The 21,131-nt window shown below is 69.7% G+C and carries 18 protein-coding genes and 2 pseudogenes; 8 read left to right on the top strand and 12 right to left on the bottom strand.

Going from position 1 to position 21,131, the window contains the following annotated elements; translation table 11 throughout:
* Positions 1-11: 11 nt before the first annotated feature.
* The 5 genes and pseudogenes from ACFVYE_RS45710 to ACFVYE_RS45730 form a co-directional block, all read right to left on the bottom strand.
* Positions 12-779 (bottom strand): hypothetical protein, encoded by a 768-nt coding sequence (locus ACFVYE_RS45710; protein ID WP_389609485.1) that lies wholly within the window; start codon positions 777-779, stop codon positions 12-14.
* 98 nt (positions 780-877) lie between these two features.
* A pseudogene (locus ACFVYE_RS45715) lies at positions 878-1,069 on the bottom strand (hypothetical protein); the annotation flags it as partial.
* A gap of 592 nt (positions 1,070-1,661) precedes the next feature.
* Positions 1,662-3,326 (bottom strand): ADP-ribosyltransferase domain-containing protein, encoded by a 1,665-nt coding sequence (locus ACFVYE_RS45720; protein WP_389609487.1) that lies wholly within the window; start codon positions 3,324-3,326, stop codon positions 1,662-1,664.
* A 124-nt stretch (positions 3,327-3,450) separates the two neighbouring features.
* Positions 3,451-4,119, bottom strand: a complete 669-nt coding sequence (locus ACFVYE_RS45725) for a macro domain-containing protein (protein ID WP_351197848.1) — start codon at positions 4,117-4,119, stop codon at positions 3,451-3,453.
* Between the two features lie 245 nt (positions 4,120-4,364).
* Complete coding sequence (locus tag ACFVYE_RS45730) at positions 4,365-4,526, bottom strand: hypothetical protein (RefSeq protein ID WP_383964552.1); 162 nt, start codon at positions 4,524-4,526, stop codon at positions 4,365-4,367.
* On the opposite strand from ACFVYE_RS45730, the gene ACFVYE_RS45735 reads away from it, so the two are divergent.
* Positions 4,495-4,758 carry a hypothetical protein gene (locus tag ACFVYE_RS45735; RefSeq protein ID WP_389609489.1) on the top strand — a complete coding sequence of 88 codons (264 nt, stop codon included), beginning with the start codon at positions 4,495-4,497 and terminating at the stop codon, positions 4,756-4,758. The genes ACFVYE_RS45730 and ACFVYE_RS45735 overlap by 32 nt on opposite strands.
* Before the next feature lie 61 nt (positions 4,759-4,819).
* Here the strand turns inward: ACFVYE_RS45735 and ACFVYE_RS45740 are convergent, their stop codons facing one another.
* The 3 genes and pseudogenes from ACFVYE_RS45740 to ACFVYE_RS45750 all read right to left on the bottom strand — a co-directional run bounded on the left by ACFVYE_RS45740 (position 4,820) and on the right by ACFVYE_RS45750 (position 7,354).
* Positions 4,820-5,242, bottom strand: coding sequence for a hypothetical protein (locus ACFVYE_RS45740; protein WP_383964555.1), 423 nt, complete (start codon positions 5,240-5,242; stop codon positions 4,820-4,822).
* A 377-nt stretch (positions 5,243-5,619) separates the two neighbouring features.
* Positions 5,620-6,273, bottom strand: a pseudogene (locus ACFVYE_RS45745) (type I CRISPR-associated protein Cas7); the annotation flags it as partial.
* 112 nt (positions 6,274-6,385) lie between these two features.
* The gene (locus ACFVYE_RS45750) at positions 6,386-7,354 is read right to left on the bottom strand and encodes a hypothetical protein (RefSeq protein WP_389609491.1); all 969 of its coding nucleotides are present in this window, start codon (positions 7,352-7,354) and stop codon (positions 6,386-6,388) included.
* A gap of 152 nt (positions 7,355-7,506) precedes the next feature.
* Between ACFVYE_RS45750 and ACFVYE_RS45755 the strand changes: the two genes are divergently transcribed.
* Genes ACFVYE_RS45755 through ACFVYE_RS45775 form a run of 5 tightly spaced genes read left to right on the top strand, consistent with a single transcriptional unit; the run spans position 7,507 to position 12,593 of the window.
* Positions 7,507-8,391 carry an ABC transporter substrate-binding protein gene (locus tag ACFVYE_RS45755; RefSeq protein WP_383964561.1) on the top strand — a complete coding sequence of 295 codons (885 nt, stop codon included), beginning with the start codon at positions 7,507-7,509 and terminating at the stop codon, positions 8,389-8,391.
* Positions 8,392-8,399: 8 nt separating this feature from the next.
* Positions 8,400-9,371, top strand: coding sequence for an amino acid ABC transporter permease (locus tag ACFVYE_RS45760; RefSeq protein ID WP_383964564.1), 972 nt, complete (start codon positions 8,400-8,402; stop codon positions 9,369-9,371).
* Complete coding sequence (locus tag ACFVYE_RS45765) at positions 9,368-10,141, top strand: amino acid ABC transporter ATP-binding protein (RefSeq protein WP_389609493.1); 774 nt, start codon at positions 9,368-9,370, stop codon at positions 10,139-10,141. The genes ACFVYE_RS45760 and ACFVYE_RS45765 overlap by 4 nt, the downstream gene beginning before the upstream one ends.
* Entirely contained in the window at positions 10,141-11,751 is a 1,611-nt protein-coding gene (locus tag ACFVYE_RS45770; protein ID WP_383964568.1) for an amidohydrolase family protein, read from the top strand. Before ACFVYE_RS45765 ends, ACFVYE_RS45770 begins: the two co-directional genes overlap by 1 nt.
* A complete protein-coding gene (locus ACFVYE_RS45775; RefSeq protein WP_383964570.1) occupies positions 11,748-12,593 on the top strand; it encodes a serine hydrolase in 846 nt (281 codons plus the stop codon). Before ACFVYE_RS45770 ends, ACFVYE_RS45775 begins: the two co-directional genes overlap by 4 nt.
* Before the next feature lie 19 nt (positions 12,594-12,612).
* Here ACFVYE_RS45775 and ACFVYE_RS45780 read toward each other — a convergent pair whose 3' ends face one another.
* The 3 genes from ACFVYE_RS45780 to ACFVYE_RS45790 form a co-directional block, all read right to left on the bottom strand.
* Positions 12,613-13,536: a LysR family transcriptional regulator gene (locus ACFVYE_RS45780; RefSeq protein ID WP_389609495.1), complete on the bottom strand. Its 924-nt coding sequence runs from the start codon at positions 13,534-13,536 to the stop codon at positions 12,613-12,615.
* 9 nt (positions 13,537-13,545) lie between these two features.
* Complete coding sequence (gene lysA, locus ACFVYE_RS45785; RefSeq protein ID WP_389609497.1) at positions 13,546-14,898, bottom strand: diaminopimelate decarboxylase; 1,353 nt, start codon at positions 14,896-14,898, stop codon at positions 13,546-13,548.
* Positions 14,899-15,290: 392 nt separating this feature from the next.
* Positions 15,291-16,544, bottom strand: a complete 1,254-nt coding sequence (locus tag ACFVYE_RS45790; protein ID WP_383964579.1) for an ROK family protein — start codon at positions 16,542-16,544, stop codon at positions 15,291-15,293.
* Positions 16,545-16,736: 192 nt separating this feature from the next.
* Between ACFVYE_RS45790 and ACFVYE_RS45795 the strand changes: the two genes are divergently transcribed.
* Positions 16,737-18,968, top strand: coding sequence for an alpha-N-acetylglucosaminidase (locus ACFVYE_RS45795; protein ID WP_383964582.1), 2,232 nt, complete (start codon positions 16,737-16,739; stop codon positions 18,966-18,968).
* Between the two features lie 241 nt (positions 18,969-19,209).
* Here ACFVYE_RS45795 and ACFVYE_RS45800 read toward each other — a convergent pair whose 3' ends face one another.
* Positions 19,210-20,136 (bottom strand): carbohydrate kinase family protein, encoded by a 927-nt coding sequence (locus tag ACFVYE_RS45800; protein WP_383964585.1) that lies wholly within the window; start codon positions 20,134-20,136, stop codon positions 19,210-19,212.
* Positions 20,137-20,312: 176 nt separating this feature from the next.
* Between ACFVYE_RS45800 and ACFVYE_RS45805 the strand changes: the two genes are divergently transcribed.
* Entirely contained in the window at positions 20,313-20,777 is a 465-nt protein-coding gene (locus ACFVYE_RS45805) for a hypothetical protein (RefSeq protein WP_389609499.1), read from the top strand.
* Positions 20,778-21,131: the final 354 nt, after the last annotated feature.

Consider the following 21,131-nt stretch of genomic DNA (forward strand, 5'->3'; position numbering starts at 1 on the left):
GTGCCGGGTTGTCAGCGCACGTCGACGTAGTCGCCTGTGGCGTTGACCGTCGACGTGGTGGAGGTGCCCGCGAAGGACCAGCGCCAGTAGCCGTCGGCCGAGGCCGTGACCGTCGTCGACAGGTTGCCCGTCGAGTTGGTCTTGACCGTCTTGATGGTCGTGTAGGTGCTGGTGCCCGCCTTGCGGAACTGCAGCTTCACGGGCTGGTTGGTGTAGCCCGCGTAGGTGCGCTTGTCCCAGTTGGCGCGGGTCAGCTTGCCCGTGACCTTGAGCGACTTGCCCTTGGTCACCGGCTCGGGCCCGGCATCGACGCTGAGCTTGCCGCGGCGCAGGACCGGGTGGGTGATGTCGCCGCCGTTGTTGTAGAGATCGCCGTCCTTGGACTGGAGCTGGACGACCACCTTCCACGGACCCGCGAGGGTGTTGCGGGGCACGCCCCAGCCCGAGTCGAGCTTGAAGGCGAGCTTGCAGGTGGAGGTGGTGGCGCTGCTCGCGGTGCACGTCGGGGTGCCGTGGTACGACCAGTAGTTGTCCCCGACCTCGCGCTTGATCTGGAAGAACGCGAGCTTGCTGCTGATCCCCGAATCGTCCGAAGCCGTCACCGAGATGGTGAACGACTCGGTCTGGGAGGTGCCGAGGACGATGGGCTTGCCGCCGTTCACGGACACCTTCTTGATCACCACACCGGTCTCCGCGGCGTACGCGGCTGGAGCGGTGACAGCGGAGGCGGAAAGGACCAGGGCGCCGGTGAGTACGGCGCCTATGGATGTTGCACGCAATGAATCCCCAATGTGTCGAGCCGGCCCCGGCCGTGTGAATCCCCCCGGCCGCAGACTTGGCAGGTGACGTGAGAATACGTCACCTGTGCGGCTCGGCCTCAGCGGTGTACGGGCCCGCCCAGGCCCCACGCCTGGTGCATCGCGTCGGCGAAGGCGGCCGCGAGACTGTGCTCGCCGGAGGTGTTCGGGCGCGTGCCGTCGTACGTGTCGCGGTGGAGGTCCCAGCCGGCGCGGCGGGAGGCGAGCAGCAGGGGCGACCGAGGGGTGTCGAGCTCGGCGACCGCCTTCGCCCGCCACCGCTCTCCCTCGCCCAGCGCACCCTCGGCCAGGCCCGCGAGGCAGCAGCCAAACACAAGCCCGCACCGGGACGGGCGGCCCGTCTTTCCCCCAGGCCGCACCCCAGCGGGCCGCCCACGTCCGCCGCACCGCCAGAGGCTGCCCCGCCAGCGGTCCCGCCCTCGGCGCCAGCGGCACCGTCGATCGAGCCATCCCCCGGTCCGCCGACGCCGACGTCCCCGCCCGGTCCGGCCGTACCGGATACGACGCCACCCGCTGAGCCGAAGCCTCCGGCACACCCGCCTCTGCTGCCGCGGCCGCCTGCACCACCACGACCGGCCGTCCCGCCCCTCCGCCGGACACGTCGGAGCTGGTGGCCCTTCGGCCGCCGCCGCTGAACCGGCGGTGGTGAAGCTACGGCGGCTGGTCGGCGTCGGGCAGAGCCGGGGGCGGGACCCGAACAACCTCCGGGAGATGGTCAGCCGTTGCGCGGTACTTCGAGCTCCGTCCAGGTCAGAGTGAAGGGCGAGGTACTGCTTTTCCGGTCCTCTTCCACGGCACGGCTCAGGCCCGCCACGGGGCGCTCGTATGCCCGGCCCGGGGACGTCACGACACCAGGCCGGCCCCCTCCAGCTCGGTCAGCCGCACGGTGCACAGACCCCCACGCTCGGCCTTCACCTCCGTCACCTTCAGCTGAGTCCCCGGCGCGAGGATGTACTCCTCCTCCCCCGTGAACGCGGAGAACCGCCGGATCCCCACCGCCCGCGCAGGCGTCACCTCGAACAGCGTCCGCCGGCCACGCCCGCCGAGGAACGCGCGGGCCACACCCAGCTCGGACGTGCACGACGACACGCCCCACCACGTCACCGTCCGCCCCAGCGGGTACTGGGACCGCAGATCCAGAGCCACACCACGCCACAGCGGCCGCGTCTGCGCCGGCAACGCCTCCATCGCCGAGAACAGCAACCGCAGGTACGGCAGGTACGGCACCACGCGCTCGCGGTCCGACGAGCGCAGCACGGCGTTGATCTCGCGGTAGAAGCCCGACTCGCACGTGTACAGGTAGAGGGCCGAGATCGCGTCGGCCGACAAGGCGCCCACGGCCTCCCCGGACAGCGCGCCCGCGGACGCCGCCTCCGCGGCCTTCGTCTCCCCGAAACGGCTCGACAGATCGATATGCCGATCCAGGTGCGCGAGTACGCGCGAGACCGGCTCGACGGCCTTCCGGAAGTCCATCAGCGGCGTGTCGAACACTCCGGTGACGGGCGGCAGGACGAGGCCCTCGTCCTTGACGCTGGTGAGCCGCTCCAGATACAGCTGGTGCAACTCCATCGTGGACGCGATGAACGCCCCCATCCGCTGCGCTACACCACCGTCCTCCGGCCCGCCGGCCCCGCCCGTCCCCCGGTCCCAGCCCTTCCGCGGCAGCCAGTCGACCGGCTCGGCCCCCACCGCCGCCAGGGCGTCGTTCACCTGGGCGAAGTGGTCGCCCTCGCAGAACAGATCCCCCTGCGCGGCCGGATTGGCGTGGTCCAGGTGACGGACCTGCACCCCCGGGTACTTCTTCTCCAGCCGCTGGACGACCCTCTTCAGACTCCGGGCGTGCGCGCCCCACCAGGCGAACACCACCCCCCGGTCGTCCTCCTCCACCGCGTCCTGCTTCGCCCGGAGGATCTCCTCGACGATCTGCTCGGCCACGGGACGCCAGAACGACGTGTGCCGATCGGTCGCCATCGCCCCGTCCGCGCTCGCCGTGAGGGAAGCGTTCAGCAGCAGCACACCCTGGGTGAGCATCGCCTGGAACCACTCGGGCGGCTGAACCGTGTCCTCCTTCTTCAGCAGGGCGCGGACGTCGGCTATCGGGGTCTTCTTGACGATGCCGTACTTCCACATCGCGGCCGCCTTGATGAGGCAGCGGATGCTGACGACCCGGCCGAACTGGCTGTCCTTCCAGTCGTTGAAGGTGTTGTCGAACATCGCGATGCCGGTCGCGCTCTCCGCCCGCGGATAGGGGTTCTGTCCGAAGACGACCACCTTCCACTTCTCCGGCGGATGCGGCTTCAACGCCTGGAACGTCAGCTCGCGCACCGGAACGACCTCCGGGCTGCGCTTCGAGCCGATGAAGTCGGCGGCTCCCGGCTGCGCCTCGATCACCGGTCCGAGCAGCGGCAGCCACGGCTCGCCGCCACCGGTGAACAGGTCGGCCAGTCCCAGCGGATCCCCGGCCGGGGAACCGGCATCGCCCGCGGCCGTCACGTCGCCATCACTCACGAGGGTGGAACTCCCGATACTCGAACCGGACGCCTCCACGGGCGCTCCGGCATGCTGAACAGATTCGGCAGGGTCGTCGCCGGTGTCCGCGCCCTGGGCGGCACCGGCCTGCGAGGCCTTCGGGTCAGTGACGAAAGGAAGGCCGCTGCGGCACGTTGATCCGGACCCGCCGTGCGGACCCCGCTCCCTCGATGTCGTCGAGCTGCCCCAGTACGGCGGCCCGCAACTCGTCGTAGTCCGCGAAACCGTGGTCGTGGAAGAGGGTGTAGCCCGTCCACATCAGGTTGGCGCACACCTTCGCGGGCACCTGCCCGGTCTGCGCGCCCATCCCGACGAGGGCCACCGACCGGATGCTGCCCGGCTTCGCCCGGTTCTGTAGATGCACCGCCTGGAAGGCGGCCGCGCAGGCCAGGGCCACGTTCATCGTGTCGCTGACGTTCTGCGACGACTGGCGCATGGTGGGCGTCGAGATCAAGTACCGGGGTACGTCCGCCCCGGACGGGACGCACACCGCGCTGCCCACCGGCAGCCGTCCGCCGAACCGGTCGCGGATCGCCCGCTGCACCCGCACCTGGATGCCCGCACCGAGGTACCGCTTGACGACGGCGTCGACCCCACCGTCCATCCGGCCACGCTCATTGGTGGGGGAGACCCAGGCGTCGGCGTCCACATCGAGAAGGGAACCCCGCCTGATCTCGACCTCCGGCGTGTCCGCGAACGCGGACCGCCAGGCCGTCACCACCTCGTCGTTGACGTCGACCAGGACGACGCTCAACGCATGCCTGACACCCACGAATTCACCCCTCTCACCCCGTGATTTCGAACAATCCCGAAGCTACCGCGCCCCACTGACAGCGCCGTTCGACAGGGTTGTTCGAGCAGGGGGCGGGGGGAGGGAGGAGCGGGAGCCGATGACGAGCGGTCAGGAACCCGCCGCCAGCGCGGCGACACCCGGCCCGGAGAGGTCGTCCGGTGCCACCCGGCGCCCCGACACGGCGAGGACCCGGGCCAGGTCGACCCCGGACACCTCGCCCCCGCTCATGCCTGCCCCCAGGTGGTGTGCTCCAGAACCAGGTGGTGCGTGCCCGAAAGGCGCTGCGCCTGGTCGACCAGCTGATGGCTGAACAACCGCCTCGCGGACGTCTCGCTGTACCGGTCGATGTGGCCGATGTGGTCGAAGACAACCTGGTGGTCCTTCATCCCCCCGCACCCGCCAGTCGCGGACCTGCTCAGGGGCCAGTTCCTCGAGGACCAGCTCCTGGTCGTCGTCGACGTCGGCGGGCTCCTGCTCCGGGGCGGGGACGACGGCGGCCGGGCGGGATGCGGGCAGCACGACCGGGGCCACCAGCGCGGTCGCCGCCTCTTCGCCCTGGAGGCGGTCGGCCGCGTCCTCGTGACCACCCTGCACGATGCCGGGGCGCTCTCCCGATAAGCGATTCGGTGCACGGCCGTGGGCAGTGGTCGTTCCGGCTGTCCACGGCCGCGCCGCTGATTCAGCGGACGTGCACCGTCACCACGTCAGAGGTTTGCAAGCGCACGGGATTCTGGTCATGCGGGCTGGTCAGGCCGTACAGCACCGCACGGAATTCCAGGTTGCCGCGGCGTGCGGACGTGCCGTGTGCAGTGACCCGCGCGTCGCCCTCGAGCGCGGCGCTGCAATTCTCCTGGTGCCACCCTTCGCCGAAGCCCTTCTCCTCCAGGCACAGCTGATGCAGGTAGCCGGCGCTGTCATCGCCGCCATGCGCCTTGACCGTGATGGTCTTGCCGACATGCGCCGTGCGCGGCGCCGTGATGTCCACGCCGCCCTTGGCGAACGCCGGCCCGGCGGCCAGAGCCACTGAGGCCAGACCCAGCGCACCGATCAAAGCCACACGGCCGCACCGCATCTTTACCCAGGTCTTCTTCGTCCTGGTCATGGACTTCCCTCCCGCAGATCCCCCACCTGGTGAGACCCACTCCTTCGCGAAGGCGCCCGGTGCGCCTCACTATCCAGATGAGCCGGCCGCCTCGCACGTTGCCCCTCGCCCAGCGCCGTTACGAATTAACGACATAACCCGCTAACCATGGCTTGATCCCACCAACAGCCGCCAAATCGCTTTTGTCGAGCTCGACTTGCCTCCGCTCTCGCGCGGAGGACCTGTTCACCCGTTCCAGCGGGACGTGTACCGGCTTCAGCACGGCGTAGATCTGCGTGCTCATCGCCGGCCGGTGTACGACGGCCGGGCGGCGGTCGGCCGAATCAGTGAGCCGCTGCCGGGGGCAGTGCTGGCGCAGCGACCTGTACCGATGCCGGTCAGCCGACGAGACGGGGCAGGGTGATGCCGTCGGGGATGGCGGCGTCGTCGATCGTGATGCCGTCCGCGTAGTCCTTGAACTCGCGTGCCGCAGCGTTCCCGAGGGGTTTGACGTGGACCAGGTCGAGGAGCTGTCTGGCGGGGGCGCGGCCGTACTGGTCATCGTGGGTGAAGACGTACAGCCCGCGGAGACTCATCTCCCCGCGAGCGGAGGCGCGGTCGTGGTCGAGCATGATCGCGAACGCTCGCCAGAATGCTGCCAGGTCTTCCGAGGTTGCCCCGGTCTTGGCGGCGAGAGGGGCGCTGAAGTGTCCTTCGCCGCGGTACAGGCCGTACGGGACGATGTGCTTGTTGCCCATCTCCGATTCCTTACCCCGGTTCTTCTCCGTCGGGTTCTTCAGGGCTTCGATGTCCTCGATGCGGGTTGGGGTGACGCGGGTGATACCGATTTCGAACGGAGTGATGGGATCGACCGAGCGGGAGAAGGTGAGCTGGATGGGGCCCTGCACGCGCCCGGCGGTCTTGCGGCCCTCGCCCTTCTTGGCTTCCCTTCCGGTGGTCATGACCGCGCCGAACATGCGCACGTCGTAGTAGGTCTGGCACATCCACGTGCGGGCGTCGGTCTCGTTGGTGACGCCGCCCTCGTTGTAAGCGCGTTCGTGCTGGGCGCAGCACGCGGGAGCCGTCGGCGAGACCTGTGATCATGATGAGCAGCAACGAGGCGATGAGGAAGACCACCATGAGGTCGCCGCATCGCGGGCGGCGTCAGCGCGGGAATCCCACGTGCACATGGTCGTGATGGGTGTCGTCGGTGAAGAACTGATTCGCCGTCGCGCCCCCGGAGAGCCGGATCGGTCCGCCGACGTTGTACGAGCCGACCGCCGCCGCGTCCCGCATGAAGGACTCGGTCAACCGGAGCGGAGTAGCCGGATCGACGACCTTGTGCCCGTCGATTCGCCATACGTCGAAGGCCCGGCCCGGTGGATGATCGCTGGGCCGGTCGGTGCCGAACACATACAGCGGATGCCCGGAGCGGAACACGGAGACGTCCATCCGGTACGTACCGGCCAGTCGCAGCAGGGCCCGTAGGACGGTCGGGTGGATGCGCCCACTGCGGACGTCGGCCTCCGCCGCGGGCGGCAGGCCGATCCGCGGGTTGTCCAGCACCTGCCTCGCCACCGCGGGCAGCGACGCCGCGGCGGCGCCGGGACGGCCGGGGTGGAGCGTGGTGACCTCCCAGCGTGGCCGCGCCCGGCTCAGCCGTACGTCGACGGTCGTACCGCCCGCATGCCCGGGGGTCCATTGCCGGCACACCACCATCACACTGGCCGAGTCCGCCAGAATCCCGCCGTACTGCGCGTCGATCACCTGGAGCGCGGCCTCGTCCGCGTCGGGCAGCAGCGGGCCCGCCCGGTCCACCAGCGACGGCGCCGCCCCCAGCGCGGCCACCCGTCTCTTGGCCGCCTCCGCACCGCCCCGCCCGGCAGGCCACTCACCGATTGCCTCCACCACCTGTACGGCGCGCAGCTTCACGGTCGGGTCCACGTCGGCGCGGTCGGGGCGCCAGGCCGTGGTCGCGGGCAGGGACGCGAGCGGAGAGGGAGACGCGGATGTCGGGGATACCGACTCGGACGGGCTGTCCGCAGTCCGGGAGGCTGCCGAGCAGCCCGTGGATCCCGCGAGCAGTCCACCGGTGCCGAGCAGCAGTGCACGCCGGCCGAGTGGTTGTTGCATGCGTTGCCCCGTTCCCGTTCGGGGTCCTCATCCACGGAGATTCGTACCCGTACAGATTTCGATGGTCAGGCATGAATAGCTTCATCATCTTCCATTCACCCGGGCGCGACTGCCAGCATCGGCGCACCGCCACCCCGTGAGGGAGAAATCCGATGAATCGTCCCCGTTCTCTGCGCTGTCTGGCAGCCCTGGCAGTAGTGGCTCTCGCGGCCACTGCGTGTGGCCGCTCCGGCCAGGGCGACGCCCCGTCCGGCAGTTCCTCGCAGGCCGCCGCCGGCCGGAGCGCAGCCGAACTGCTCCCCGCGCAGTACCGGCAGAAGGGTGTGCTCCGGGTGGCCACCGCGGTGGGATATCCGCCGATGGAGATGTACGAGCCCGGGACCACCCGGCTCACAGGTGTCGACCCCGACCTGGCCGAGGCCATTGCCGAGCGGCTCAAGCTGAAGCTCGAACTCACCAATGCGGCCTTCGACGGGCTGATCCCCGGTCTGGAATCCGGACGCTTCGACCTGGTCATGTCGTCCATGACGGACAGTGCCCAGCGGCGCCGGGCGGTCGACTTCGTCGACTACTTCCGCACCGGCGGCGTCATCATGACGAAGAAGGGCAACCCGCAGGGCATCAAGTCCCTCACGGACCTGTGCGGAAAGACCGTCGTCCTCGCCAAGGGGAGCTCGAACCTCCACATCGGCGAGGAACAGAACGCCAAGTGCAGGGAGAAGATGCGGATCTCGCAGAGCGAGGACGCGCCGACCGGGCTGCTGCAACTGGACAGCGGACGCGCGGTCGCAACCATCGTCGACTATCCCGTCGCCAGGATGTTCACAAAGAAGAGCAGCGCGTACGAGGTTCTGCCGACGCAGTACGGCACCGCCCCATGGGGCATCGCGGCCTCGAAGAGCCAGGGCGGACTGCGCGACGCCGTCCACAAGGCCCTGCAGGAACTGATCGACAACGGCGGCTACCGGAAGATCCTCGACACCTGGGGAGTCGGCGACAGCGCCGTGCCCGAGGCCACTGTCAACGACGGGCAGTGAGTGCGGACATGACCTACCGGAAGATGCCCGGCGCCGCCCTCGGTGCGGCCCCGGCAGCCACCACCGCCGCTGCGCCACCGGAGGACGACCTCTCCCTCCAGGTGACCCGGCGTCCCCGTCCCGGGCGCTGGCTGGCGGTCCTCGCCGCCGCACTGTTCGCGGTGTGGCTCGCCTACACCGTCATCGTCAATCCCAACCTGCACTGGGACATCGTCGCCAAGTACCAGTTCGACGGTGTGATCCTCGAGGGCCTCGGGGTGACCATTCAGCTCACGCTCGTGTCGATGGCTCTCGGCATCGCCATCGGGGTACTCGTCGCGGTGATGCAGCTCTCCGACAGTCCGGTTCTGCGTCTCACCGCCGGTGCCTACACCTGGTTCTTCCGGGGCACCCCGCTGCTGGTCCAGCTCATCTTCTGGTTCAACCTGGCCCTGTTGTTCCCGGTGATCAGCATCGGTGTCCCGTTCGACGGCCCGAAACTCATCAGCTGGCAGTCCAACCAGGTCATCACCGGCTTCGTGGCGGCCCTGCTCGGTCTCTCCATCAACGAGGGCGCCTACATGGCCGAGATCGTGCGGGCCGGCATTCAGAGCGTGGACCCCGGCCAGCGCGAGGCGGGTGCGTCCATCGGCATGTCGAACCGTCAGATCCTGTCCCGGATCATCCTTCCGCAGGCGATGAGAGTCATCATCCCGCCGTTCGGCAACCAGTTCATCTCCATGCTCAAGACGACCTCGCTGGTCTCGGTCATCGCGGGTGCCGATCTGATGACCGTCTCCCAGCATCTCTACCTCGCCAATTTCGAGGTGGTGGCGCTGCTGCTGGTGGCTTCCCTCTGGTACCTGGTACTCACCACGATCGCGAGCATCGGCCAGCATGCCGTCGAACGCCGCTACAGCCCGGGCGCCGCCCCGCCGCTGCGGCGCAGGGTCCTGGCGAATCTCGTACCCGGACATGACAGGAAGGAGTCCGCGGCATGAACGAGGTGATCCTCAGGGCCTGTGGGGTCCATAAGCGATTCGGTGACACCGAGGTGCTGAAGGGCATCGATCTCGATGTCCGCAGCGGTGAGGTGCTGTGTGTCATAGGCCCTTCCGGGTCCGGGAAGTCGACGCTGCTGCGCTGCTTCAATCACCTCGAGCAGATCGACGCGGGGCGGGTGTGGATGGACGGTGAGCTGATCGGCTACGAGCAGCACGGCCCGTCCGGGCGTCTCCTGCGCGAGCGACGCCCCCGTGACATCCGGCGGCAGCGGGAGCGGATCGGCATGGTGTTCCAGCGATTCCACCTGTTCCCGCACCGCACAGCGGTGCAGAACGTGATGGAGGGGCCGGTCACCGTCAAGGGCCTCTCCCGTGCGCAGGCCGAGAAGCAGGCCCGGGAGCTGCTGGACCACGTCGGTCTTGCGGACCGGGCGGACCACTACCCGGGGCAGTTGTCCGGCGGGCAGCAGCAGCGCGTGGCGATCGCCCGGGCACTGGCCATGGAGCCGGCACTCATGCTCTTCGACGAACCCACCTCCGCTCTCGATCCCGAGCTCGTCGGCGAGGTCCTGGGCGTCATGCGAGACCTGGCCCGCAGCGGTATGACGATGGTCGTGGTCACTCACGAGATGGGCTTCGCCCGCGAGGTCGCCGACCGTGTCCTGTTCATGGATCAGGGTGCCGTCGTCGAAGCCGGGAGCCCGGAGCTTCTGTTCACCGACCCGCGGCACGAGCGCACGCGGGCCTTCCTGTCGACGGTGCTGTGATGGGCCGCCCACTGGATCTGCTGCTGCGCGGCGGCACACTCGTCGACGGAACCGGCGCACCCGCCAGGGACGCGGACATCGCGGTGGTGGACCGACGGATCGCCGTGCTGCCCGCCGGCACCCCGGCCGCGGCGGCAGAGACCCTGAATGTGACCGGTCGGGTCATCGCACCCGGCTTCATCGATGTGCACACGCACTCCGACGCCCTCGCGGCACCCCACGGCGCCGCAGAGCCGGTCGACGACCTTCGCCTCGCACCACTGCTGCAGGGCGTCACCACGGAGATCTGCGGCAACTGCGGGACGAGCCTGTTCCCTTCGCTGCCGGAACGGCTGCCTTCACTCGCCGAGCATCTCAGAGTGACGTTCGGGCTCGGACCTGTACAACCCGCCGTGGACTTCGACGCGTTCGCCACCGGACAGGACCCTGCCCTGCGCCGCACCCACATCGCCTCGTTGGTCGGCCACGGCACGCTGCGTGCCGGGGTGATGGGATTCGAGGCCCGCCCGCCCCGGCCCGACGAGCTGGACACCATGTGCGCGCTGCTCGACCGGGCGCTCGGCCAAGGTGCGGCCGGCCTGTCCACGGGGCTGATCTACCCGCCGGGCACCTACGCCGACACCGAGGAGATCGTCGCGCTGGCCGGAGTCGCCGCGCGTCATGGCAAGCCCTACGTCACCCATCTGCGCGACGAGATGTCGCAGGTGGAGACCGCCCTGGAGGAAGCCCTGGAGATCGCGGTGCGCTCCGGCGCCCCGCTGCAGATCTCCCACCACAAGACCGCGGGCCGGCACGCCTGGGGCGCCACGCTGCGCACCCTGCCCCGGCTGGAACAGGCCCGTGCCGAAGGCGTGGACGTGCTGTGCGACGTCTACCCGTACACCGCGGGCAGCACCGTTCTGCACGCCATGCTGCCACCGTGGACGAGCGAGGGCGGCGTCGGTGCCCTGCTGGAACGGCTGCGCCGGGCCGATACGCGCGACCGGATCCGGACGGACATCGCTCAGGGCGTCAAGGGGTGGGAGAACACCGTGGGCAACGGTGGCTGGGACCTCATCACCGTGGCCGCCGCGCAGGCGCAGCCGGAGGCCGAGGGCCGCAGCATCGCCGACCTCGCCGCCGGACGCGGCGTCCACCCGGTCGACTACGCGTGCGACCTGCTGCTGGCCGAACAGGGCGAGGTGACGATCATCAGCCACTCCATGCGCGAGGACGACGTCCGGCGGGTGCTCGCCAGCCCGCTGTCGATGATCGGCTCGGACGGAGTCCCCAAACCCGGTCGCCCGCACCCTCGTTGGGCGGGAACCTTCGCCCGCGTACTCGGCCATTACGGCCGCGACCAGCAACTGATCCGGCTGGAGAGCGCGGTGCACAAGATGACCGGTCTGCCGGCCCGGCGGTTCGGGCTCACCGGCCGCGGCGTGGTCCGCGACGGCGCTCTCGCCGATCTGGTCGTCCTCGACCCGGCGTCGGTACGTGACACCGCCACCTTCGACCGACCGCTGCTGGCCCCCGAAGGCATCGATACCGTCGTGGTGGCTGGGCGGGTCGCGGTAAGAGGCGGCTGCCCGACCTCGGCGCGGGCGGGAGAAGTGGTGAGGATCCGATGAGTCTGGCCCAAGTGGCCGCGGCGGCGCGGCGCTCGGCAGCGCTGCCGCTCACCCTGGCCGTCGCGGCCGTCGACATCGACGGCGGCGAGACGGTGGGGGTCGACGACCGCACCGTGCTGCCGGTCGCGTCCGCCTCCAAGCTGCTGCTGCTCGCCGAGGTCTCACGCCGACTGGACACCGGGGAGCTGCTCGCCGACCGGCCCGTCGAAGTCCTCGACGAGGACATGGCGGACGGCACCGGGCTGCTGCGCCGGATGAGCAGGCGCGGCTGGACCGTCGAGGATCTGGCCTGGCTGACCGCTTCGGTCAGCGACAACACCGCCACCAACGCGCTCCTGCGCCTGGTGGGGCTCGAGTCCACGGCCCGGCTGGCGGACGAACTCGGGCTCGACCGCCTCACACTGCACGACAAGGTTCGTGACATCCGGGGCCCTGATGTGCCGCCCGTCTTCGCCACCGGCACCGCCCATGACCTGGCACGGCTGGTGACACATGCGGTACGCGGCACGATGAGCTCCCCGGCAGCCTCCGCACGGTTGCTGGAGTGGATGCGCACCAACACCGACCACGGTCTGGTCCCCGCCCTGGTGGATCACGACCCGTACGCCCCCGGCTTCCCGAACCCCTTGCCCGACGGGCTTCTGGTGGCCAACAAGTCCGGTACCGACACCGGGGTCCGCGCCGATGCCGGTGTCATCGTCGGTGCGCGCCGGCTGGCGTACGCCGTGGTGGCGCACTGGGACCCGGCGCTGGGCCCCAGCACGCAGCGGGCGGCTGTGCACGCCATCCGGGACGTCGGCCGTACCCTCGCGGCCTGTGCCCGACGCCGCGCCGCCGAGTGAGAGCGGCACGCCCCGCCGGTCAGGACCACTGCATCTCCAGCAACGACCGGATCTCCTCGGCGGCCGACCGCAGCTCCGCAAGGAAGATCCGCAGCAGCGGGTTGCGGTTGGTGGGCCGGGTGGCGACCCCGATCCGCCGGTGCAGTCGGGGATGGTCCAGTCGGCAGACGTGCACACCCGTGGTGTCGCCGAGCCCGAGGGCCGGGACGAGCGCGATACCCATGCCCGCGCGGGCCAGATTGATCGTGACCTGGTAGTGATCGCTGCGGCAGCGGACCCGCGGCCGGAACCCCTCGGCCGCACATGCGCGTTCCAGGACCGGTTCGCCGGTGTGGCCGCCGTGCGTACCGATCCAGCTCTCCCCCTCCAGAGCGGCGAGCCGGACCGTGGTGCGCCGACCGAGGCGGTGCCGCAATGGGAGGACCACCAGCTGCGGCTCGTCGAAGAACATCTCCACGTCCACGGCCGCCTGCCGGCACCAGGGGTCCAGCGGATGTTCGAAGACGACCGCCGCATCCAGCCGGCCCGCCTCCAGATCGGGCACCAGCTCGTGCGGCTGCCCCAGGATCAGCTCCAGCTCGACCTGGGGCCGCTCGGCCGCGAAGGCCGACAGCGCCCGAGGAAGCAGCTCCAGGCCCGAGGATGCGAAGAAGCCCAGCCGCAGTACCCCGGCGTCGCCTTCGGAGTGCGCCCGCAGATCGTCCTGTGCGACAGCCATCAGGTCGGCGACAGCCTGTGCGTGCTCGGCCAGCCGCACTCCGGCCGCTGTCAGCCGCAGGCTCTGCGGCTGACGTTCCACCAACGCCACCGCGAGTTCCTGCTCCAGCCGGGCGAGTTGATGCGAGACGGCGGACGGGCTCAGATGCAGCGCTTGGGCCGCGGCCACGATGGTGCCCGTGCGGGCTATTTCCAGCAGGACGAGCAGTCGGGCACTGTTCAGCATCGGGTCAGGTTAGGCCGTGCCGACGCACTGCGCCGCCCCGGCACCCGACCGTACTGACGCCGGCGGTTCGACGGGCCCGGCGGCCTCGTCCACGTCCAGACGCAGCAGGTCCTCCTCGGTCTCCCGGCGCACCACGGTGCGGGCACGGCCATCGGACACGAAGACAACTGCGGGGCGCGGCAACTTGTTGTAGTTGGACGCCATGGCATAGCCGTATGCGCCCGTGACCGGCGTGGCCAGGAGATCACCCACTGCGACCTCGGCGGGCAGGGCGGCGTCGTCGACGATCACATCGCCGCTCTCGCAGTGTTTGCCGACCAGCCGCGCCCGCAGCGGGCGCGGGGCGCGGGGACGACGCGGCAGGAACACCTCGTAGCGGCTGCCGTACAGGGCGGGGCGCAGATTGTCGCTCATCCCGCCGTCGACGCTGACGTATGTCCGCACGCCCTCGATCCGCTTGATCGTGCCCACCCGGTACAGGGTCAGCCCCGCGCGGGCGGCGATGGACCGGCCGGGCTCCACTGTCACGTCGCCGCCCCAGCCCGCATCGCGCACCGCGGTGCGCACCCGGGCCGCCCAGTCGGCGAACGAGGGTACGGTCTGCCCCGCCTCGTACGCGACTCCGAGGCCGCCGCCGACGGTGAGCCGGTGCACCCCTGTCTCCACGGCGAACCGCGCGACGGCCGCGGCTCCTGCCGCGAGCTCCGCCGTGTCCAGCACCTGGGAGCCCACATGCGCGTGGACGCCCTCCAGGATCATCGCCGGGGAGCCGGCGGCCCGCCGCACGGCGGCTGCGGCGGCTGCGCCGACGAGGCCGAAGCCGAACTTCGAGTCGTTGCCACCGGTCCGGATCGCCTCGTGTGCGCCTGCGGCGACCCCGGGCGCCACCCGCAACTGGACCCGGGCGGGCGGCAGTTGTTCCTCGGAGTGCAGGAGCTCGATGCGGTCCATCTCGTCGAAGCTGTCGACCACCACATGCCGCACCCCGGCTGACATCGCCGTGCGCAGCTCCGCCTCGTCCTTGTTGTTGCCGTGCAGCACGATCCGGCCGGCCGGAACACCCGCGTGCAGCGCCACCCGCAGCTCGCCGCCGGAGGCGACATCGAGCAACAGTCCCTCCTCATGGGCCAGTCGGGCCATGGCCGTGCAAAGGAATGCCTTGGAGGCGTACGCGACGTTGTCCTGGCCGAAGGCCGCGACCGCCTCCCGGCAGCGTCGGCGCAGGTGCTCCTCGTCGTACACGAAGAGCGGTGTTCCCAAACGCTGTGCCAGTTCGGTGAGCAGGACCCCTCCGACTGCGAGCCCTTCCGGGCGGATCTCGGAAGTGATGGGCAGCAGACCCGTTTCGATGGCTGACGACATGGTTCCTCCCCCGTAGGCCGGTTCTCCGCCATCCTGCGGCCTGCACAAGGGGTCACAAAAGCGCATTCTTCTGTGGCTGAGCCTCGCTGTTTTCGATGCTCGTGCCGCGTCGAGGGTCGTGGGACGGGCCTCGTACCGGGCCGGGGAACTCCCGTGACAAGGTCACGATCAGTCCTCCGTCGATGACGAGGTCCGATCCGGTGACGTTGCCCGAACGGCCGCTCGCCGGCAGCAGCACCAGATCGGCGGCGAGTCCAGGCTCGCCATGAGAGGCACGACGGACTCGGCGTTTTTGGTGTCGGCAGTGATAGTGCGGCCCGGACAGCAGCGGTGTGACGCAGTCGGACCGACCGGGTGAAACCGGCTGTTGGGACGGGTCCGCCCCCTCGTTGCTACGTGACACCTTGATGTGTTGTCGTCACGCGTTCTTCAGCAACGTCCAGGGCATGGCGCACCGCACCCATCGCAACGGCTCGTTCGCCGAGCACCGATGCGTTCAGCTCGACCGGCACCAGGGTGTGCGATCGCAGATGCCTGCGCACAGGGCCCAGCAGGGTGTCCCCCGCTCGCGACACCCCGCCGCCGATGACGACCCTGCCCGGATCGAGGACGAGGAGAAGCACGGCGAGTCCTCGGGCGAACCGGGCGGCCACCTGCTCCACCACCTCGACAGCAGCCCGGTCGCCCGCTTCCGCCGCTGCGAAGAGCGGTGCGATGTCATGGGCACCGCCCACGGGAGCGCCGGCCTCCAGGGCCAGCCGGTGAATGGCCTCGGCGCCGACCAGCCGCTCGAAGGGCCCCATGCCGTCGGCCGGGCGCGGTCCGGGACGGGTGTCGGGATCACCGACGAGATCGACGAAGCCCAGTTCACCGGCGGCGGCCGAATTCCCCCGGTAGGGCCTGCCATTGATGACGATGCCGGTGCCGATACGCCGCCCCCACTGAACGAAGACCAGGCAGTCGGTGCGCACACCGGCGTCGGCGCCACTGCCCGCTCCGGCGGGAGCCGCGGCTCCGCGCCAACGCTCGGCGAGCACCGCGAGGTTGACGTCGTTGTCGATGGACACCGGGCAGTGCAGCCAGTCGCGCAGCAGCGAAACAGCGGGCAGCCCGGCCCAGTCGGGAATGCTGGGAGCGAGCAGCACCTCGCCCCGCTCGCGGTCGACGATGCCCGGAGTGCCCGTACTCACCGCCCACAGGCTCGACAAGGGCACGCCCGCCTCGGCCGCTGCCGCCGTCAGTGCGGCGCGGACGGTTGCGAAGAGCTGTGGCCCGGCCACTCCCCTGTCCACGGCTGCACGATGGGTGGCCAGCACCTGACCCGCCAGGTCCGCGATCATCACCAGCACCTTGTGCGGACCGATGTCGACCCCGGCGACATGTCCCGACTCGGCGCGGAACCTGGCGTACTGGGCGGGACGGCCGAGCTGCTGCGGTCCGGCAGCCGCGGTGAACTCCACCAGGCCGCAGTCCCTCAGCTCGGTCAGGGCCCTGGTCACCGCGGGCCGTGACAGTCCGGTGAGCGATGCGAGGTCGGTGACCCGGGCGGTGGGAGTGTCCCCCTCCCGCAGTGCGGCCAGGACCGCGGCTACGTTCATCCGGCGCAGGACGTGCGGCCCGGTGGCCGCTGCTTTCCGGACTGGCATGTGCGTCAACTCCCTTGCCCGACCGTGCTGTCGGCACTGTACCCAGCGCTTCGAGAACCCGGGCTGTCGGCGCTCTTGACGACCGCGGCACACCCCGCTCATATTAACGAATGCTCCGTTAGTAAGTCTGATGCGCGTCCGCACCATGTCCTCGGCAAGCCCCCGCATCCCTTCATCGGACGAGGTCAAACCTTGAGAAGCCTCAGATCCTGGATCGTCGCCTGCACCGCCGCCCTCGCTGTGCTGGCCGCAGTGCTGAGCACTCCCGCCACTCCCGCGGAAGCCGCCCCCAGCGACGGGCTCGCCTTCGCCCCCGGGCCGGCGAAGGCAGCACTGCGCCGCCTCCTCCCCCGGCACGCCGGGCAGTTCGACCTCGTACCGGTGAGCCGTCCCGCATCCGGTGACTACTTCGCCGTCTCCGGGACCACGGGTCATGTGCGCATCCAGGGCACCAGCCCCGCCGTGCTCCTCAGCGGCGTCAACTGGTACCTCAAGTACACGGCCGAGGTGGACATCGGCTGGCCCGGCGACAGCACGTCCAGGCTCCCGAAGAAACTCCCGGCACCCGACGGCACGGTCCGCCAGGACGCCTCGGTGCCGCACCGGTTCGCCCTCAACGACACGGACGACGGCTACTCCGGTGCGTACCGGAACTGGGCTTCGTACGAGAAGCAGATCGACATCCTCGCGCTGCACGGCGTCAACGAGGTTTTCGTGCAGATGGGCGCGGACGCCGTGTACTACGACACCTTCCAGGAGTTCGGCTACGCGAAGAAGGAGCTCACTTCCTGGATTCCGGGCCCGGCACACCAGCCGTGGTGGCTGATGCAGAACATGTCCGGGTTCGGTGGCCCGGTCACCGAGAAGCTGCTGGATCAGCGCGCCGCGCTCGGCCGCAGGATCGCCGACCGGCTGCGCCGACTCGGTATGACGCCGGTCCTGCCCGGTTATTACGGCACGGTCCCGCCCGGGTTCACCGACCGCAACCCCACCGGTCCCGTGGTCCCGCAGGGCGGCTGGGTCGGTTTCGAACGGCCGGACTGGCTGGACCCGCGCAGCGAGATGTTCCCGAAGGTCGCAGCGGCCTTCTACCGTCATCAGCGCAAGCTGTTCGGCGACTCCGCCATGTACAAGATGGATCTGCTGCACGAAGGCGGCAGGCCGGGCAACGTGCCCATCGGGGACGCGGCCAAGGCCGTCATGAACGCCCTGCAGACCGCGCACCCGGGTGCCACCTGGGTCCTGCTCGGCTGGCAGAACAACCCCTCCACACAGCTCATCGACGCGGTCGACAAGAGCAAGCTCTTCATCGTCGACGGCCTTGCCGACCGCTACAACGGCCTGGACCGCGAGGCTGCCTGGCACGGCGCGCCCTATGCCTTCGGGACCATCCCCAACTTCGGCGGCCACACCACGATCGGGGCCAACACCGCTGTCTGGACAGCCCGGTTCAACGAGTGGCGTACGAAGCCGAACAGTGCGCTCCAGGGAATCGCGTATCTACCCGAAGGCACCGGCGGCAACCCCGTCGCGTACGAACTCTTCACCGAACTCGCCTGGCGCACCGCCCCGTTGGACCACTCGGCCTGGTTCGCCGACTACGCCGAACGCCGTTACGGCGGCGCCGACCCGCACGCCGCCAAGGCGTGGGAGCTGCTGCGGACCGGCCCCTACAGCACCCCGTCCGGCACCTGGAGCGAGTCCCAGGACAGCCTCTTCACCGCACGCCCCGGGCTGACCGTCGGCACGGCGGCCAGCTGGAGCCCGTCGTCCATGCGGTACGACGCGTCGACGGTCCAGCAGGCGCTCACGGAGCTGCTCCAAGTCGCCCCCAATCTGCGGAAGTCGGATGCGTACCGCTTCGATGTGGTGGACGTGGCCCGGCAGGCCCTGGCCAACCGCAGCCGTACGCTGCTGCCTCAGATCAAGTCCGCGTACGAGGGGAAGGACCTCGCCCTGTACCGGCAGCGGACCACGGAGTGGAAGCAGGACCTCGCCCTGCTCGACCGGCTGCTGGCCACCGACCGGCGGTTCATGCTGGGGCCCTGGCTGAAGGACGCCAAGTCCTGGGGCAGCACCGACGCCGAGCGGGCCGCCGCGGAATTCGACGCCCGCTCGGTCCTCACCACCTGGGGCCATCGGTCCGGCAGCGAGTCCGGCGGGCTGCGCGACTACGCGAACCGCGAATGGTCGGGCCTGGTCTGCGACTTCTACGCCAAGCGCTGGACGCTCTACCTCGACTCCCTCGACACGGCCCTGGTGACCGGGCAGCCGCCGGCCGCGATCGACTGGTTCGAGCGGGACAACGCCTGGAACCTGGAGCTCAAGAACTACCCGGTGAAGCCCACGGGCGACCCGGTGGCTCTGGCCGAAACCGTACGCGCATCCCTTCCGGCACCTGCCGCTCCGGCTGCTGGCTACTGATTGACTGGCCCCATGACGTCATCGGCATTCGAGACCGGGCCGGAGTCCGGTGATCGGCGTCGACCACGACCAGACCACGGTTCCGTCTTCCGAGATGCCCGGGCCGCCGACGAGATCCTCGGACTGGAACGCACCACACGGCGCACGGTCTACGTTCTGCATCGTGGTGGCCGAGTCGTGAGCCGCCCGCATGGCCCGCCGGCGGACGTCAGCCCCGCGCCGGGCTTCGCCGCCCGGAGGTCTACTGACTCGTGCTCCGGACCTGAGCCGACGCCAGAAGGGCCTCCTGGGCAATGAGGGCGGTGGAACCCGGAGCCGTGCAGGCATGGGCGCCCGCCACCGCGCCCAGGCGGGCGCATTCCAGGGCGTCCCGGCCCGCGAGTCTCCCGTAGAGGAAGCCGCAGACGAAGGCATCACCCGCGCCGTTGGAATCCACCACCGGTGCGGGCGGAACGGTCGCCGGAATGTGGTGCGGGACCGAGCCGCCGTCCCGGGTGAGGACGTAGGAGCCGTCTGCGCCCGCCGTGACGACGACGGTGTCCGCGCGGCCCTCGCGGAGGATCTCCCGCATCAGGGCGGTGGCGTCCTGGCCCGCGCCCGCCGCGCTGAGGAAGACGAGGTCCGAGCGGAGCGCGAACTCGCGATGGTGGTCGGCAAGTCCGTCCCAGTCGTGCAGATCCGTGGAGACAGGGACACCGAGATCCTCGATGTCGTCGTAGAGGAAGCGGGCGAAATTCATGATGGACAGGTGGACGTGGCGAGTGCGCCGCAGCCGGGGAAGGTAGAAGTCCCGGGGCATCCGCAGACCGGCCGGGTCGCGGGCATCGTAGAAGGACATCCGGCGTCCGGTCGCGTCCACCAGGTTGACCGCGCGGCGGGTGCCCGCCGCCGAGATCAGCGGGGCGAACTCCACGTCCCCCTCGGCCAGCCGCTCACGCACCTGCGCGCCCGTCCAGTCGTCGCCGATGCAGTCGAGCAACGCGACCTTCAGGCCGAGCGCCCGGGTACCGAGGGCCACATTCCCTCCGGTGTGGCCGGGCCACTCCTCGATCGGCCCGACAGGGACCGAGTCGGCGAGCGGTACCGGCAGGGAGTCGACGCGGACAATGGTGTCCACCCCGCTGCCTCCGACCACCAAGACGTCGTACTCCGTGTGCTGTTGGATCACCGTTCCGCCTCTCTGTTCCCGCCACGGGCCAGTATGGCGTGGCTACGAAACGCGGTTCGGCTCGTCGCACCCGGACTCCATGGACGTCGCACCCGTCCGAGGCCGACGGCGTGCGCCACCTGGGACCTACTGACGCGCTCTGGTCAAGCTTGGAAGCATGGTCTGTTCCTGTCCACATGGATGGTGTGTTGTGGCTCGTCCTGAGCGCCAGCGGGCTCCTGGTGATTCTGAACCTGGGCATCGGCGCCCTGGCTCTTCAATGTCACCTCGGCGGTCTGCGAGCGACGGAGCGGCTGATCGCGTCGGGCGAGCTGGATGTGTATCACGCGACATGGCTGATCGGGCCCGCATACGAACAGTCGGTGTCCTGGGGAAGAGAGCGTGAGGCGGCCGAGACGGCCCTGCGGTCGCTGACCGCGGCGGGGCTGGTACGACTCGACCAGGACGCGCGGCTCGTACCGTCCACCGAGGCGGACCAGGAGGGCGTGCAGTCTCCGGAGCATCCGCTGGCCATGGAGGCGTGGCAGTTCGCCTTCGGTTCGTGGTCCGCCGGACACGCTGTGACGGTGCGGACGCTCGCCGCTCACCCCGCTTCTGGATTCCCCCTGTCGCGCATCCCACGGGGTGACGACTGCCACTGACCCGGTCTGTGATTACTCCTCACGCAGAAAAGACGGCCCGCGAGTTCACAGATCCTTACAGGAGCCCGTGCATACAATCCGGGAAATGATCGACAACGGCGGACCGGTGGTGGCATTTCATGCTGTGAACTACACCGGCATCGGACATGTTTCCCGACAGACGGCGCTCGCACGGTATGTTCGGCAGCGGCACACGGATATCACACCCGTGATCATGAGCCCATGTACGGCACTCAGGGAAGTTGCTGATGAACGTGCCCTAGTGTCCTGCGCCCGAGATTCGTCGTTAGTTCATGCATGAGTGCTTCTTCGGGTGTGCCAGCACCGCGTCGTGGTCCGAAGCTGGAACCGTTG

It is taken from the genome of Streptomyces sp. NPDC058239 (genome assembly GCF_042882185.1).
In the GTDB taxonomy this organism is placed as follows: Bacteria; Actinomycetota; Actinomycetes; order Streptomycetales; family Streptomycetaceae; genus Streptomyces.

Excerpts from the sequence above, each read along its gene's own strand:
- ACFVYE_RS45735 (WP_389609489.1), top strand. The coding sequence starts at position 4,495 with ATGTGGTCGAAGACAACCTGGTGGTCCTTCATCCCCCCGCACCCGCCA.
- ACFVYE_RS45730 (WP_383964552.1), bottom strand. The coding sequence starts at position 4,526 with ATGAAGGACCACCAGGTTGTCTTCGACCACATCGGCCACATCGACCGG.
- ACFVYE_RS45740 (WP_383964555.1), bottom strand. The coding sequence starts at position 5,242 with ATGACCAGGACGAAGAAGACCTGGGTAAAGATGCGGTGCGGCCGTGTG.
- ACFVYE_RS45750 (WP_389609491.1), bottom strand. The coding sequence starts at position 7,354 with ATGCAACAACCACTCGGCCGGCGTGCACTGCTGCTCGGCACCGGTGGA.
- ACFVYE_RS45755 (WP_383964561.1), top strand. The coding sequence starts at position 7,507 with ATGAATCGTCCCCGTTCTCTGCGCTGTCTGGCAGCCCTGGCAGTAGTG.
- ACFVYE_RS45760 (WP_383964564.1), top strand. The coding sequence starts at position 8,400 with ATGACCTACCGGAAGATGCCCGGCGCCGCCCTCGGTGCGGCCCCGGCA.
- ACFVYE_RS45765 (WP_389609493.1), top strand. The coding sequence starts at position 9,368 with ATGAACGAGGTGATCCTCAGGGCCTGTGGGGTCCATAAGCGATTCGGT.
- ACFVYE_RS45770 (WP_383964568.1), top strand. The coding sequence starts at position 10,141 with ATGGGCCGCCCACTGGATCTGCTGCTGCGCGGCGGCACACTCGTCGAC.
- ACFVYE_RS45775 (WP_383964570.1), top strand. The coding sequence starts at position 11,748 with ATGAGTCTGGCCCAAGTGGCCGCGGCGGCGCGGCGCTCGGCAGCGCTG.
- ACFVYE_RS45780 (WP_389609495.1), bottom strand. The coding sequence starts at position 13,536 with ATGCTGAACAGTGCCCGACTGCTCGTCCTGCTGGAAATAGCCCGCACG.
- lysA (WP_389609497.1), bottom strand. The coding sequence starts at position 14,898 with ATGTCGTCAGCCATCGAAACGGGTCTGCTGCCCATCACTTCCGAGATC.
- ACFVYE_RS45790 (WP_383964579.1), bottom strand. The coding sequence starts at position 16,544 with ATGCCAGTCCGGAAAGCAGCGGCCACCGGGCCGCACGTCCTGCGCCGG.
- ACFVYE_RS45805 (WP_389609499.1), top strand. The coding sequence starts at position 20,313 with ATGGATGGTGTGTTGTGGCTCGTCCTGAGCGCCAGCGGGCTCCTGGTG.